The sequence below is a fragment of the Venatoribacter cucullus genome (genome assembly GCF_016132445.1).
GTDB lineage: Bacteria > Pseudomonadota > Gammaproteobacteria > Pseudomonadales > Oceanobacteraceae > Venatoribacter > Venatoribacter cucullus.
Genome location: NZ_CP046056.1, coordinates 2188614 through 2203317, shown reverse-complemented (window position 1 = coordinate 2203317; position 14704 = coordinate 2188614). Strand labels below are relative to the sequence as shown.

The 14704-nt window shown below is 56.2% G+C and carries 17 protein-coding genes; 6 read left to right on the top strand and 11 right to left on the bottom strand.

Annotated features, from left to right (window positions below; translation table 11 throughout):
• Window positions 1-6: 6 nt before the first annotated feature.
• Together argJ and mutT are read left to right on the top strand one after the other, a co-directional pair.
• Complete coding sequence (gene argJ / locus GJQ55_RS10470; RefSeq protein WP_228344912.1) at window positions 7-1224, top strand: bifunctional glutamate N-acetyltransferase/amino-acid acetyltransferase ArgJ; 1218 nt, start codon at window positions 7-9, stop codon at window positions 1222-1224.
• Window positions 1224-1634, top strand: a complete 411-nt coding sequence (gene mutT / locus GJQ55_RS10465; RefSeq protein WP_228344911.1) for an 8-oxo-dGTP diphosphatase MutT — start codon at window positions 1224-1226, stop codon at window positions 1632-1634. The genes argJ and mutT overlap by 1 nt, the downstream gene beginning before the upstream one ends.
• Window positions 1635-1648: 14 nt before the next feature.
• Here the strand turns inward: mutT and GJQ55_RS10460 are convergent, their stop codons facing one another.
• Genes GJQ55_RS10460 through miaB form a run of 6 tightly spaced genes read right to left on the bottom strand, consistent with a single transcriptional unit; the run spans window position 1649 to window position 7372 of the window.
• Window positions 1649-2014 (bottom strand): DUF6164 family protein, encoded by a 366-nt coding sequence (locus tag GJQ55_RS10460; RefSeq protein WP_228344910.1) that lies wholly within the window; start codon window positions 2012-2014, stop codon window positions 1649-1651.
• A 6-nt stretch (window positions 2015-2020) separates the two neighbouring features.
• Window positions 2021-3520 (bottom strand): apolipoprotein N-acyltransferase, encoded by a 1500-nt coding sequence (gene lnt / locus GJQ55_RS10455; RefSeq protein WP_228344909.1) that lies wholly within the window; start codon window positions 3518-3520, stop codon window positions 2021-2023.
• Window positions 3521-3578: 58 nt separating this feature from the next.
• Window positions 3579-4418, bottom strand: a complete 840-nt coding sequence (locus GJQ55_RS10450; RefSeq protein ID WP_228344908.1) for an HlyC/CorC family transporter — start codon at window positions 4416-4418, stop codon at window positions 3579-3581.
• Complete coding sequence (ybeY, locus tag GJQ55_RS10445) at window positions 4415-4897, bottom strand: rRNA maturation RNase YbeY (protein WP_228344907.1); 483 nt, start codon at window positions 4895-4897, stop codon at window positions 4415-4417. Before ybeY ends, GJQ55_RS10450 begins: the two co-directional genes overlap by 4 nt.
• Entirely contained in the window at window positions 4894-5973 is a 1080-nt protein-coding gene (locus GJQ55_RS10440) for a PhoH family protein (protein WP_420907143.1), read from the bottom strand. The genes ybeY and GJQ55_RS10440 overlap by 4 nt, the downstream gene beginning before the upstream one ends.
• A 49-nt stretch (window positions 5974-6022) precedes the next feature.
• On the bottom strand, window positions 6023-7372 hold the full coding sequence (gene miaB, locus GJQ55_RS10435) for a tRNA (N6-isopentenyl adenosine(37)-C2)-methylthiotransferase MiaB (RefSeq protein WP_228344906.1): 1350 nt from the start codon (window positions 7370-7372) through the stop codon (window positions 6023-6025).
• 161 nt (window positions 7373-7533) lie between these two features.
• Here miaB and GJQ55_RS10430 point away from each other — a divergent pair, with 161 nt between their 5' ends.
• Together GJQ55_RS10430 and GJQ55_RS10425 are read left to right on the top strand one after the other, a co-directional pair.
• Complete coding sequence (locus GJQ55_RS10430; protein ID WP_228344905.1) at window positions 7534-7887, top strand: DUF1820 family protein; 354 nt, start codon at window positions 7534-7536, stop codon at window positions 7885-7887.
• A 137-nt stretch (window positions 7888-8024) separates the two neighbouring features.
• A complete protein-coding gene (locus GJQ55_RS10425; protein WP_228344904.1) occupies window positions 8025-8621 on the top strand; it encodes a hypothetical protein in 597 nt (198 codons plus the stop codon).
• Between the two features lie 10 nt (window positions 8622-8631).
• Here GJQ55_RS10425 and GJQ55_RS10420 read toward each other — a convergent pair whose 3' ends face one another.
• The 3 genes from GJQ55_RS10420 to GJQ55_RS10410 form a co-directional block, all read right to left on the bottom strand.
• Window positions 8632-8781 (bottom strand): hypothetical protein, encoded by a 150-nt coding sequence (locus tag GJQ55_RS10420; protein ID WP_228344903.1) that lies wholly within the window; start codon window positions 8779-8781, stop codon window positions 8632-8634.
• A 96-nt stretch (window positions 8782-8877) separates the two neighbouring features.
• A complete protein-coding gene (locus tag GJQ55_RS10415) occupies window positions 8878-9450 on the bottom strand; it encodes a TetR/AcrR family transcriptional regulator (RefSeq protein WP_228344902.1) in 573 nt (190 codons plus the stop codon).
• A 68-nt stretch (window positions 9451-9518) separates the two neighbouring features.
• Complete coding sequence (locus tag GJQ55_RS10410; RefSeq protein WP_228344901.1) at window positions 9519-10718, bottom strand: multidrug effflux MFS transporter; 1200 nt, start codon at window positions 10716-10718, stop codon at window positions 9519-9521.
• Between the two features lie 210 nt (window positions 10719-10928).
• Between GJQ55_RS10410 and hemH the strand changes: the two genes are divergently transcribed.
• On the top strand, window positions 10929-11924 hold the full coding sequence (gene hemH / locus GJQ55_RS10405; RefSeq protein ID WP_228344900.1) for a ferrochelatase: 996 nt from the start codon (window positions 10929-10931) through the stop codon (window positions 11922-11924).
• Between the two features lie 130 nt (window positions 11925-12054).
• Entirely contained in the window at window positions 12055-12873 is an 819-nt protein-coding gene (locus tag GJQ55_RS10400; protein ID WP_228344899.1) for a crotonase/enoyl-CoA hydratase family protein, read from the top strand.
• A gap of 68 nt (window positions 12874-12941) precedes the next feature.
• Here the strand turns inward: GJQ55_RS10400 and GJQ55_RS10395 are convergent, their stop codons facing one another.
• The gene (locus GJQ55_RS10395) at window positions 12942-14027 is read right to left on the bottom strand and encodes a rhomboid family intramembrane serine protease (RefSeq protein WP_228344898.1); all 1086 of its coding nucleotides are present in this window, start codon (window positions 14025-14027) and stop codon (window positions 12942-12944) included.
• Complete coding sequence (locus GJQ55_RS10390) at window positions 14027-14647, bottom strand: hypothetical protein (protein ID WP_228344897.1); 621 nt, start codon at window positions 14645-14647, stop codon at window positions 14027-14029. Before GJQ55_RS10390 ends, GJQ55_RS10395 begins: the two co-directional genes overlap by 1 nt.
• Window positions 14648-14704: the final 57 nt, after the last annotated feature.

The following is a 14704-nucleotide window of genomic DNA, read 5'->3' as shown; positions in this document are numbered from 1 at the left end:
CACAAAATGGCAGTTAATTTCACAGTATTTGAACAGTTCAAAGCGGTTGATGGTATTCGTCTGGGTGTGGCTCAGGCGCATGTGCGTTATGCCAACCGCGATGACATGGTGGTTATTGAGCTGGCCGAGGGCAGCTCGGTGGCCGGTGTGTTCACCACCAACGCATTTTGTGCGGCGCCGGTGCACATCAGCAAGGCGCATCTGCAACAAACTGCACCGCGTTACCTGCTGATCAACACTGGTAACGCCAATGCCGGTACCGGCAAGGCCGGTTTTGCCAATGCCACCCGCAGCTGTGAGTTGCTGGCCCAGGCCACCGGAGTGAAAGCTGCGGAAGTACTGCCATTTTCCACCGGTGTGATCGGTGAGCCGCTGAATATGCCGGCCTTTGAACGCGGTATTCCGGCGGCGCTGGACAACCTGAGCGCTGATAACTGGGCCCGGGCTGCCAAGGGCATCATGACCACCGACACCCTGCCGAAGGGGTACAGCACCCAGTTTGACGTGAACGGCAAAACCGTCACCATTACTGGTATTTCCAAGGGTGCCGGCATGATTATGCCGAACATGGCCACCATGCTGGGCTTTATCGGCACCGACGCCGGCATTGCGCCGGGCTTGCTGCAATCCTGGTGTAAAGAGCTGGCCGACTGTTCGTTCAACCGCATTACCATTGACGGTGACACGTCCACTAACGATTCCTGCATGCTGATGGCCACCGGCCGCAGCGGCGTGCAGATCAACGATGTGGCCAGCCCGGAAGCGCAGCTGGTGTTCAGCAAGCTGAAAGAAGCCTTCCAGATTCTGGCGCAGGCCATTGTCCGTGACGGCGAAGGGGCCACCAAGTTCGTCACCATCGAAGTGGGCGGAGCCGCCAGTCAGAAAGAAGCTCTGGACGTGGCCTATACCGTGGCGCATTCACCGCTGGTAAAAACCGCGATGTTTGCTTCCGATGCCAACTGGGGCCGTATTCTGGCCGCCGTGGGCCGCAGTGGTGTACAGAACTTCGATCTGGATAAGGTGCAGATTTATCTGGACGATGTACAGATTGTCGAAGATGGCGGTCGTCGTGAAGCCTATACCGAAGCGGATGGTGCGGCGGTGTTTGCCCGTACCGAATTCCGTGTGCGTATTGAGCTGGGCCGTGGCAACGCCCGCGAAGAGCTCTGGACTTGCGACTTCTCGCACGAGTACGTCACCATTAACGCCAATTACCGGTCCTGATGAAAACAGTGCACGTGGCGGTGGCGGTCGTGGTCGTTAATGACCACGATATTCTTATTGCCCGCCGCCCGGATGACAAACATCAGGGCGGGTTATGGGAATTTCCCGGCGGCAAAGTCGAAGCTGGTGAAACGGTACCAGCAGCCCTGGTGCGCGAACTGGATGAAGAAGTGGCACTGACCGTGCGGCCGGAACAGATGGCGCCGTTGCTGCAGATTCCGTTTCAGTACCCCGATAAAAGCGTGCTGCTGGATGTGTACTGGGTGGCAGCGGATATGAATTCAGCCTTACTGGCACACGGCGCCGAAGGCCAGGACGTGCGCTGGGTACCCTTTATGCGGTTGCCGGAATTTGAGTTTCCGGCGGCTAATCAGGGCATCGTACAGGCTATTCTGCAGCGTCTCGGCTGATACGCTGCCATCCCTCAGTTAAAAAAATTCACAAAGGGCCACAACATCAGGCCCAGAATAAAGGCAATGGCGACAGCAACGGCGACAAAATCCACCGGCCGTTCGCGGAAGCGTTGCCAGACGCCCGGAATTTCCCCGCTGTCCAGCCGTTGCTGAAAGTCTTGCTGCAGCCGCTGTGCGCGTTGCTGCTGGTAGTCTTCAATCAGCGCCCGTGCCTGTTCATAGTCGGCATCGGTGCGTAACCAGATGGCGGCCAGGGAAATACGCCAGCGACCGGCATCGGTTTCGTAGGTATCGAAGCCCGCCTCTGCCAGTAATTGCCGTACATCACCGGCTTCATCATCGCTGACGCCATTCAGGCGGAATAACAGTTTGGCCATGGGTTATCAGAGTTCCGTAAACGATTGGGACCGCCGGCGCCGCCAACCGGCCAGCCCCAGAATCAGCAGACTGAAGATGGCCAGCGGCCATACCCCCAGCTGCATATAAGGCGTACTGCCGTGGCGCATTTCAGCGCTGCCGCTGAGGGTGCCGCGTTGTTCGTAAGGCAGCCGCTCCAGCAGCCGCCCCTTGTGATCGACCAAAGCGGTAATACCGGTGTTGGTCGCACGCAGCAACCAGCGGCCGGTTTCCAGTGCCCGCATCTGTGCCAGCGCCATGTGTTGTTTGGGGCCTAAGGAATCGCCGAACCAGGCATCGTTGCTGACCGTCACCAGAAAATCCGCCTGCTGTGCCATACGGCTAACCAGCTGTGGATAAGCAATTTCGTAACAGATAAAGGGCGCCACCAGAAAGGTATCTGCGCCTTTAGCGGCTTTCAGCAATGGCTGATCGGCCGGACCGTGGCGGAAGCTGGACATCTCCAGATCAAAGAACGGGATCAGCCCCCGGATCTGCTGTTCAAAAGGCACAAATTCACCAAAGGGCACCAGCTGCTGTTTATGGTAAATACCTGCGCCGGCGCCGAAGGCCACAATGCTGTTGTGAAATTCACCGGCCAGCTCATGGCCGCGCGGGTAGCGGTAGGCAATGCCGGTGATGACCGTGGTGTTATGTTCCAGGGCTTCGGCGGCGATTTCATTCATGGCCGGACGGAACTGATCCAGCAATTTGGTGACGGCGGTTTCCGGCCACAGAATCAGATCGCTGTCCCAGTGCTGGCTGGTCTGGTCGTAATAAATACCAATGGTGGGATCCATCATTTCCGGCCGCCACTTCAGATTTTGCGGAATATTGCCCTGTACCGCACTGACGTTGAGTGAGCCGGTGATGTGCGTCCACTCCAGTGGCTGCAACAGTGCCCCGGCCGGCCATACCAGTAAGCCGGCCAGCAGGGCGTAACAGCGGCGTTGCCAGACTTCCAGCAGCAGGGTGACGCTCAGTACCAGTAAGACAGAAATGCCGTAGCTGCCGATAATGGGTGCCCAGCCCGCCAGCCAGCTGTGCAGATGGGCATCACCGGCAAACAACCAGGGGAAGCCGGTGAGGAAATTACCGCGCAACCATTCATACAAAAACCAGAATACCGGCAGGGTCAGCCAGGCCAGTGTCTGGCCAAACAGGTGCTGGCGCAGGGCAAAGACCAGCGCCGGAAAAATGGCCAGAAACCCGGCAAACAGAGCCACCATTAAAACGGCCAGTGGCGCGGGGGTACCACCAAAACGGTGAATACTCACGTAAATCCAGGACACGCCCACGGCAAATTTGGCAAAGCTGAACAGCCAGGTGTAAACAAAGGCCTGACGGGGCGTGTGGTTGTGCTGCAGGGCTGCCATCAGTACCGCAAGGCTCACTAATCCCAGTGGCCACCAGAAGAAAGGCGCCAGCGCCAGCGGAAACAACGCACCGGCAAGCAGTAACAGCAGGGGGATCAGCCAGCGTGGCATGGAACTTTCCTTGCGACAGGTTATAAAAGAAGGGCACACCGGTTGGTGTGCCCGCAGGTCAGATTTCCGGGCGGGTGACTTCCAGCAGATTGATCTGCCGGCTGGTACCGTTCACCACCTTGAACTGCCACTGATCGATACGGATGCTTTCATTGCATTCCGGTACCCGGCCAAAATGATGAATTACAATACCACCAACGGTATCAAAATCATCATCGGGCAAGTGGGTGTGGAAGTGTTCATTAAAATCTTCCACCGGTGTCAGTGCCTTAACCATAATGGCACCGTCATCCATCACTTTGATATTGCCGTCTTCGTCGTGCTCGTCGTGTTCATCTTCGATATCGCCGACAATCTGCTCCAGTACATCTTCAATGGTTACCAGGCCGGCGGCTCCGCCGAATTCATCCACCACCACTGCCATATGGTTGCGGGTAGCACGGAATTCACGCAGCAGTACGTTCAGGCGTTTGCTTTCCGGTACGAAGGTGGTGGGGCGCAGAATATCCTGCAGCACGAACGAATCGCGCTGGCCATTCAGAATCAGGGGTAACAGATCTTTGGCCAGCAGCACGCCCAGTACTTCATTCTGGCCTTCCCCCAGTACCGGGAAGCGCGAATGCGCCGACTCGATAATCCGCGGCAGGAATTCCTGAATGGGGTCGTTAATGCCGATGGCAACCATTTGCGAACGCGGCACCATGATGTCGCGGACCTGCATTTCCGACACCTGTAACGCACCCTCAAGGATGGTCAGGGTGTCGCTGTCGACAATGCTGCGCTCGGCAGCCTCACGCACAATGTCTTTAATATCCTGACGGCTTTGCGGGTCGTCGGAAAACAGGTCGGTAAATCTTTCCAGCCAACTTCGTGGCTGGCTTGATCGGTCGTCGCTCATGATGCCTCATCATCGGAGTAAGGGTCAGAAAACCCCAGCCCGGCCATAATCTGCCGCTCCAGGTTTTCCATGATTTCTGCTTCGTCGTCCTTTATATGGTCGTACCCCAGCAAATGCAAGCAGCCATGAACCACCATATGGGCCCAGTGGGCCGGTGGCGTTTTGTTCTGTTCTTCAGCTTCAGCCTGTACCACCGGGACGCAGATAATCAGGTCGCCGAGCAGCTCTATCGGCACTTCCGGCGGTGCATCAAAGGGAAAAGACAGCACATTGGTGGGCTTATCCTTGCCGCGATAGTCGCGGTTCAGCTCCTGGCTTTCCTCGTTATGCACTAAGCGAATGGTCAGCTCGGGCTCGGCAAAATCGGTGCGCCCCTGCAATGCGGCCGTTGCCCAGTGTTGCAGTTCGTCATCGGTGGGCAGGTACGCGCCCCAGCTGTCCAACTCTTCGGCAATCTGCACGTCCAGCAGCAGGTTCATGCGTTGTCTCCGGCATCGCGGGCCGCGCGTTGTGCGCTTTTACGTTGTTCGTCCTGTTCTTCAAAACGGTCGTAGGCATCCACAATGCGCTGCACCAGCGGGTGGCGGACCACATCGGCGTTGGTAAAGCGGGTAATGCCGATGCCGGGCACACCGTCCAGTACTTCCAGACCATGCTTAAGGCCGGAATAGACTCCGCGCGGTAAATCCACCTGGGTAACGTCACCGGTAATTACGGCTTTGGAGCCAAACCCCACCCGGGTGAGGAACATTTTCATCTGTTCTTTGGTGGTGTTCTGTGACTCATCCAGAATCACAAAGGAATGGCTCAGGGTGCGGCCGCGCATATAGGCCAGCGGGGCAATTTCGATCATATTGCGTTCGATGTAGCGTGCCACTTTCTCAAAACCGAGCATCTCATACAGGGCGTCGTACAACGGGCGCAGGTAGGGGTCAATCTTCTGCGCCAGATCGCCGGGCAGGAAGCCGAGTTTTTCACCGGCTTCCACCGCCGGGCGTACCAGCAGAATGCGTTTTACTTCATCGCGCTGCAGGGCTTCTACCGCTGCGGCGACGGCCAGGAAGGTCTTACCGGTACCGGCCGGACCAACGCCAAAATTGATATCAAATTCGCGCACGCGCTGCAGGTATTCCAGCTGATGCGGACCGCGCGGCTTAATAACCGCCTGCGGGGTTTTGATGATATGGCTGTCGTACTGGTTCTTTTTGCGGCCGCTGCTTTCTTCGGCGCCGTCTTCCTGCAAAAACAGATGAATCAGATCCGGGGTAATCAGGGTGCCGTTGGCGGTTTCTGCATACAGACGCTGCAGGAGTTTGGCGGCCCGCTGGGCCAGCTTCAGCTTGCCTTCCAGGGTGAACTGGCCGCCACGGTTATAGACCGTTAAACCAAAATGGTCGGCAATCTGCTCTATATGGCTGTCAAAGTGGCCACACAGATTGGCCAGCCGGCCGGCATCATCCGGTTCCAGCGTAAAGCTGATGCTGTGTTGGGTAGGGCTGGCGGGCTTGGTCGCCGTAGTCGGATGGTCGTCGGCAGGCAGAATAGGATCGGTCAAAGAATCTTTTCTCCGGGGCCGCACCAGCGGCCCGATGGTTTAAGGATGATCAGTAGGCGGCTTCAGGATTCAGAACCATACCACGCAGGCTGTTCGGGTAGGCGTCTTCGATACGCACTTTCACAAACTTGCCGATCAGGCTGTGGTCGTGGTGGCGGAAGTTCACCACCCGGTTGTTTTCAGTACGGCCGGCCAGTTCGCCCGGGTCTTTTTTTGATACGCCGGTTACCAGAATGGTCTCTTCACGGCCCACCATGCGGCGGCTGATCTGCATGGCTTGCTGCACGATACGGGTTTGCAGAATCTGCAGGCGCTGCTTTTTTACCTCGTCCGGGGTGTCGTCGGGCAGGTTCGCCGCCGGGGTGCCGGGGCGCGGGCTGTAAATAAAGCTGAACGAGGTATCGAAGCCGATGCGGTTGATCAGGTTCATGGTGTCTTCAAAATCGTCAGCGGTTTCCCCCGGGAAGCCGATGATAAAGTCAGACGAGAAGGAAATATCCGGCCGCAGGGCGCGGATGCGCTCCAGTTTATCAATGTACATATCCACTTCGTGGCCACGCTTCATAGCGGCCAGAATGCGGTTGGAACCGCTTTGCACCGGCAGGTGCAGGTGGCTGACCAGTTCCGGCACTTCGGCGTACACCTGAATTAAGCTGTCGCTGAATTCCAGCGGGTGTGAGGTGGTAAAACGGATGCGGTCGATGCCGTCGATATCGGCCACCAGCGTGATCAGCTCCGCCAGATCGGCCATGTCGCCGTCTTCGGTGGCGCCACGGTAGGCGTTTACGTTCTGACCCAGCAGGTTTACTTCACGCACGCCCTGACGGGCCAGTGACTGCACTTCTTTCAATACATCGGCCAGCGGGCGGCTGACTTCTTCACCGCGGGTGTAGGGCACCACGCAGAAGGTACAGTATTTGGAGCAGCCTTCCATAATAGAGACGAAGGCGCTGCAGCCGTCCACTTTCGGTTCCGGCAGGTGGTCGAACTTTTCGATTTCCGGGAAGGTAACGTCCACCACCTGAATGGCGTTGGCGGCTTTGTTCACCATGTCTGGCAGGCGGTGCAGGGTTTGCGGGCCGAACACCATGTCCACGAAGGGCGCGCGCTTGATAATGGCATCGCCTTCCTGGGAGGCCACACAGCCGCCCACACCGATTTTCAGGTCGGGATTTTTGGCTTTCAGCCCTTTCCAGCGGCCCAGTTCATGGAACACTTTTTCCTGCGCCTTTTCGCGGATCGAGCAGGTGTTCAGCAGAATCACATCCGCTTCTTCCGGATTGTCGGTCAGCTCCATCTTATGACTGGCACCCAGCATATCGGCCATGCGCGATGAATCGTATTCGTTCATCTGGCAACCGTGGGTTTTGATGTACAGTTTTTTCACCTGATCAGTCATAACGCTGTGTCCGGCCTCGTCAGCAGGGATAAATGGCCGGGCATTATACTGCTTCGTAAGGGCATATCGCCAGTGCGGGCGGCTGCGGCGGCGCGGGCTGCGTGTTATACTGCGCGCCCGCAAACCGGCGCTGCCGGTTCCTCAGTCCGGAAAGACATTCCATGAGCAGTAAAGACAAAACAGAACCCCTGTACCGGGTGGTATTTCAGCAGCAGGGTGAGGTGTATGAAATATACGCCCGTTACCTGTATCAGAGCGATCTGTACGGCTTTATCGAGCTGGAGCAGCTGGTGTTCGGTGAGCGCTCGGCACTGGTGCTGGATCCGGGTGAGGAAAAGCTGAAAAGCACCTTTCAGGGTGTGAAGCGTACCTTTATTCCTTTACCGGCAGTTATCCGTATTGATGAGGTGGACAGCGAAGGCCCGCCGCGCATTACCGAAGCGCTGGAACCGGATATGAAATCCAACGTTACGCATTTTCCGACCCACTTTTTCCCGCCCCGCGACGACCTTTAACCCGTTCCGGCGATGCCGGCCGGTGCTTGTATGCACTGGCGGGCGCTGCTATATAAGGACTATTGGTAATCAAACGGAGGCACAATTCACCCTTTGCATGCAGGCTCCTCTCACCCGGTAGCAACGGAGTAAATCTTATGAGCACAGAGATGCAACCCCTGTTCTGGCGTATCAGCGACCATGATCAAAGCGGTTTTGAAGCCGTGAGTCTGTTAATGCCTGCCGGTGTCAGCGACCAGACACCGACTGAGTTTCCCACCGAAGTGAGTTTCCGCTCCAACCGCAGCAGCACCCATCCGGTCGACCTGCGCTGGTCGGAAGAAGATTCCGATTTGTTTATGACCCTGCTCGACCGGCTGGCCGATGAAGAACTGGAAGGCGATGTCGAACTGAACCTCAGCGACAGCGTGATTCAGGGCATTGTGCAGCTGGTGGCTCTGGCACGCTTCAAAACCCCATGGCCAACGGACGAACTGACCGGGGATGACTTTATTACTGAGCGGGAAGAGCTGGAAATGGGCGATGTGGTGGCGCTGAATACCCGTTACGGCTATCCGCTGGCCATTATTGTCGGGCTGGATTCTGTGGATGCGACCTGCATTCTGCTGGACCCGGTGTTCAGCAACAGTCAGGTATTAATACCTGACCACAGCGTGCTGATCGTAAACCGTCTGTCCGTGCTACCGGCTACCTTTGCCGACAGTGATGGTGGCGAAGAGGCCATCCGTCACTGAGTCTGTCTGCTCAGCTGCGCTGGCTGGCCCGCTGGCGCAGTTGCTGCAGGGTTAACTGGGTTAAAACATCGTAAAAAGCCGTCTGCTGGCGGCTTTTGCCGGCCACACTGTGGGTGTGGGGCAGGGTTGCGGTAGTGGTTGTGGCAGCCTGTTTGTTCATGTTCTGCTCCTGTTGTCCAGCCTGAATGAATGTTCATTCCGCTTAAAGTGTCATAAAAAGGGGCTGTTGCCCCGGATACTGCCTGTGGCAGTGGTGTTAATGGCTGTGTACGCAGATGGCGTCCCAGCACATATTCAGTAAATCCTGCAGCTGCACCGGTTTGGTAAACGTTCCGGGTTTTTGCAGCTGCTTCTTCAGCAGGGTAAACAAGCTGCCGAAGGTCATGGTCAGCAACAGTTCATCGGCCAGCGGCTTGATCAGTCCGGCTTGCTTGCCGTCATCCAGCAACCTGATGATTTCCTGATGCATGGTCTGCATGCCTTGCTCGCGCAATTCACTGCAAATCACCGGCGATGCCCACAACTGGTCAAATAAACACACTTCGCGCGGATGTGCGCGTAAAAATTGGTAAAAACTGCCCCAGAAATGGTCAAAGCGTTTACGGATACACTCCGCGTCGCTTAATCCGGACAGGCAGTGCTGGGCCATTTTTTCATTCAGGTGCAGATACAGCTGCTGCACCAGTTCATCTTTGGTACTGAAATAGCGATAAATGGTACCGGCACCACAACCCGCATGGCGCGCGACCTTGGCCATCGGACAATCCTGCAGACCCTGCTCAGCAATCAGATCAGCGGTGGCTTCAAGAATTTGTTCGCGTTTATCCATAGTGATCATCCGGAATGAACGTTCATTCTGTTGTAACAGGGCTCAGAGATCAAGCCGCTATTGTTTCATCAGTGGACAGGCTCGTTGCTGTCAGCGGGTTGTTCTGCCGGCAGATGGAACAACATCAGCAACGCCAGCGCCGCCGTAACCAGCATCAGGCCGACCATGGGCAGTGGTGAGCCATCGTGCAGTTGCGACCAGATCAGCCCGGCCAGCGCACCGCCACAGAACTGTAAGACACCGGCCAGGGCATTGGCGGTGGCGCTGATGTCACGGAAGTGGTGCAGCACCATGGCAATGGCATTGGCACCAATCAGGCCCAGGCTGCCGATAAACACCATAATCAGCGGCAAAATCAGCCACAGGCTAACTTGTGGCTGCAGCGCAAAACCCAGCACCAGCAACGAGGCACAAGCGGCTTGCAGAATTAAGCCAGCGCGCAGAATGACCTGGCTGTGGTAACGGTTCAGCAGCGCAATGTTCAGGCGGTTCATGGCCATCATCACCAGAATATTGGCGCCGAACAGCCACGGAAAGCGCTCCGGCGACTGGCCAAAATGTTCCAGGTAAAGATAGGGCGAGGCCGTAATAAAGATAAACATACCGCTGTACGACAGGCTCAGTGCCAGCAGAATACGCCGTGCCCGGGGGTGGCCGATAACCCGGCGGTAATCCTGCCAGGGCCAGCGCTTATGGCGGGCGGCCGGTGGGTGACTTTCCGGCAACTGCCAGCTGAGCAGCAACAGCGCAATGCCACCGTAAGCCGTGAGCGTTAAGAAAATGGTGCGCCAGCCGCTGAAGTTCAGTGTTATCGCCCCCAGTACCGGCGCCAGCAGGGGAGCCATCATGGTAATCATCGCCACCATCGACAAGGTGCGGGCGACATCGGCGCCCCGGAACAAGTCGCGCACAATGGCAGCGGCGTTAACGGTGGCCAGGCCGCCGCCAAGCGCCTGCAGTACCCGCAACCATAATAGCTGGGTCAGGTCTGCCGTGCTGATCAGGAAAAAACTGCTGAGAGTAAAAATGAGCAGGCCGCTGATAATCAGCGGTTTGCGCCCCCAGCGGTCGGACAGCGGGCCGCCACTGAGCTGGCCGATGGCAAAACCGATCAGATAGGCGCTGACCGACAATTCCACCCAGTGAATATCGGTGTGCAGGTCGCTGGCCATCATGGCCATGGCGGGCAGATACATATCCACCGCTAATGGGGAAATAGCCGTCAGCATCGCCAGCAGAACGGGCAATGGTAAGGTAAGGGCAGGCATGGGAATCCGGTGGAACAAGAAAAGAGCCGCCATTGTAACGGCTACGAATGGGGTTGCCGAGTAGCGCAAACGGAACGCACTGTTGAGCCGCCAGGCAACCTGTTGGGCTGATTAATCCGGGCTATCAGAGGCATACAAAGGCTGTGGATGACCCGGCCCGGCCGCTCGGTTAAACTTCAACAAAACTTATACAAGGCAGGAGAGCAGACTGTGACAGCCCAACGTCCCCCTTTTGGTGTGTTGCTGGTGAATCTGGGTACCCCGAAAGCACCGACCACCGCCGCCGTAAGGGAATATCTGGCCGAGTTTCTGTGGGACAAACGGGTGGTGGATGTACCACGCCCGTTGTGGTGGCTGATTCTGCACGGGATTATTCTGCGCTTCCGGCCGCGCCGGGTGGCCAAAGCTTACGCTTCGGTGTGGACAGACGAGGGCTCACCGCTGATGGCCATCTCCCGCCGTCAGCAACAGGCACTGGCGGCGGCCTTAAAAGAACAGTACGGCTGTGATATTCCGGTAACGCTGGCCATGACCTATGGCGAACCCAGCATGGAACAGGCCGGTCGTGAGCTGCGGGCGGCCGGGGTCAGCCGGATGCTGGTGTTGCCGCTGTATCCGCAGTTTTCCTCCAGTACCACCGCCGCCGTGTATGACCGTCTGGCGACCGGTTTAAAAGGTTGCCCGCACCTGCCGGAAACCCGCTGGGTGAACGAATACCACGTGCATCCGCAGTACATTAAGGCGCTGGCCGACTCGGTACGTGAATACCGGGCCCGGCATGGCACTGGCGACAAGCTGCTGCTGTCCTTCCACGGCATTCCGCAGCGCTACGAAGACCGTGGTGACCCCTACCCGTCACAGTGCCGTGCTACCGCGGCGGCGGTTGCCAGCGAGTTGGGGCTTAGCGAAGAACAGTGGCTCTGTAGTTTTCAGTCACGCTTTGGCCGCGAAGAGTGGGTGAAGCCCTATACCGATTACACCCTGGAAGCCTGGGGCAAAGCAGGCCTTGGGCGGGTGGATGTGATCAGCCCGGCCTTTGCCGCAGACTGCCTGGAAACCCTGGAAGAACTGGACGTGGAAAACCGCGAACTGTTTCTGCGCAGCGGCGGCAAGGACTACCACTATATTCCCTGCCTGAACGACCGCCCCGACCATATCGGCCTGCTGGCGTCGTTGGTGCGTGAACACAGCACAGGCTGGGAATAACAGCGACTGCATAAGGTTGCTGTTAGTAACGGTTACGCCAATGTCCGGAATGATCATGGCGGGTCTGCCAGTGCTGTGGAATGATGCCGGCTGTGGGCCATCTGGCTGAATGAACGAGCAGGAATAATGTATGAGCACTGAACAACGGGTTGTGTGTGAAATCCGCGATCATATCGCCTGGGTATGGCTGAACCGGCCGGAAAAACTCAATGGTCTGGATATGGCCATGTTCAGGGAAATGGTTGCCACCGCCAAAGCGCTGCGGAAAAACCGCAGCGTGCGCGCGGTAATCCTGGCGGCCAGAGGGGAATCCTTCTGCGCCGGGCTGGATTTTAAGGCCGTGGCCAAAGACCCGATGATGATTCCGAAAGTGTTTCTTAAATGGCCCTGGACCAAACAGAATCTGGCGCAGGAAATTGCCCATTGCTGGCGTGATTTGCCGGTGCCGGTGATCTGCGCCATTCACGGTAATTGTTTCGGCGGTGGTATGCAGATTGCGCTGGCCTGCGATTACCGCATCGCCACGCCGGACGCCAACCTGTCGATTATGGAAATGAAATGGGGCCTGATTCCGGATATGAGCGGCATGGCTACCTTATCGCGTTTAACCCGGGTGGATATCGCTCAGGAACTGACCATGACCGGCCGTCAGTTTCCGGCCACTGAAGGTTATGAATACGGTCTGATCAGCAAGCTGGCTGCCGACCCATTGGCGGAAGCGGAAAAACTGGCCGAAATGATTGCCGGCAAATCACCGGATGCCATTGCCGCCACCAAATATTTATTCAAGAAAACCTGGAAAGCCGATACCTGGAAAGCGTTGCGCTGGGAGCGTTGGGTGCAGGCACGGTTACTGGGACGTAAAAATCAGAAAATTGCCATGGCCAATGGCCTGGCGGGTAAAGATAAAGAGCCGAAGCCCTTTCGGGACCGCAGCTCGTTTTTATAAACACCTTAATCAGCCCACCCTGTTGGTGGGCTGATTGTTCATCCCCTTTAATGATTTCAGCTATCGGCTCAGCGTAAAACCCGCGCCTGCGGCTGGGCTAATAATGGCAGTAACGGATTTTGTGCCATTACCCAGCGGTGCATACTCAGACCGATAATAATGCCGATAACAAATCCACCGATATGGGCCCAATAATCCACCCCGCCTTCATTCCCCACCATACCCAGCAGGTTAATACCCAGCCAGATACCGAAATACCAGAATGGCGACAGTTTTTTCTGCCACACAATAATCATAAATGTCAGGCTGGCATGGCGGAACCACAGCATATACATGCCGAATAAACCGGCAATGGCACCACTGGCACCGACGCTGGGAATATTGCTGTTCCAGTTCATCAGCACACTGATTAAACCGGCACCGAGTCCACACAATAAATACAGCCCAAGAAAACGCCAGTGGCCCAGTGCGTCTTCCAGGTTGTCGCCGGTCAGCCACAGAAAATACATATTACCGGCCAGATGCAGCAGGCTGCCGTGCAGGAAGGTAGCGGTTAACGGCGTCCACCACTGGTCCCCATTGGCTAACTCGGCCGGGGTGCTGCCAAAACTGGTAATGGCCGCCATCATGCTGTTATCGCTGCCGGCATAAGAAAAATAAATAAGCACATTGATCAGCACCAGGGCCCAGGTAACCCAGGGGGTGCGGTGCGGGCGGATGTTATATTCCACCGGCATTTGCGATAAAAACTGAAATACCCAGCTTTTCCAGTTAGGTTGTGTGTTCAGTTTTTCCAGCGTTTCACGCAGCCGTGGTGACTGCTGTACCGCTGCAATTTCGTCGCGGTCAATCCAAACGCCGTCACAGCCGTGACAAACATCCACTTCCAGATCGTAATGTTCCAGCAACTGATAATGCTGCAGCGATTTCTGGCAATCGGGGCACTGACGCTGGGAAACCCCGGAGCGTTTACCCAGCTGGCCGGTAAAATCGACGTTGTCATGGCCATTATCAATGGCCGACAACACGCTGTTCATTTCATCCTTTTCAAACCACAGGCCACCGCAGTGATAACAGGCATCAATTTCCTGACTGTGGTATTGCGTGGGCGTCAGAATGCTGTGGCGGCAAACCGGGCAGCCTTTGTTGGCCATTACTGTTGTCCTTCGTTCACGCTGCTGTAATCCGGCATGCGGATATTGTGCTGCAACAACCGCTGTTCCAGTTCGCTGATATTCTTTTTCAGCTGCGGTAACAGCGTGCTGTTTATCTGTTGCAGCTGTTCATCCAATAATTTTCTGGCATGGCTGGCGGCATAGGTGCGCTGTTCAGCTTTGCCAATAATGTCATTTACATCGCGGTAAAAGCGCTGGATACCATTCAGGAAATAACCGGGAATTTCCAGGGTAACCGGTGACTGCTGCATGCTGGTCCAGATGTAAAAAGATAAGTCCGGGTTGTTTTGCTGTAATTCCTGGCCAGAAATCTGTTTGCTGAGGTAGTTTTCTTTATAAGCCGTCAGCAACTGAATATTATCCTGTAATTCATCAATAAGAGCGGAGCGTACGTGGTGGCCCCGTTGCAGGCTGGTAATTTCATCAAACAGAATGGCTTGTTTTAAACCGGCCTGAGCCGCCAGATAAACACCGATAATGGTGGCCAGAATCATCAGGAAATGACCAATCCAGAAGCCGGAGCTTTTTAATTCGGTGTGGTCGGTATTGCGGATTTTTTCTTTTAACGGACGGGTAAGAACAGAAAACTTAATGGGCATACTGCCTCCTTGCACAAATGAAGGCGGCAGTATATTACCCGTTACCGGTCAGCTGAA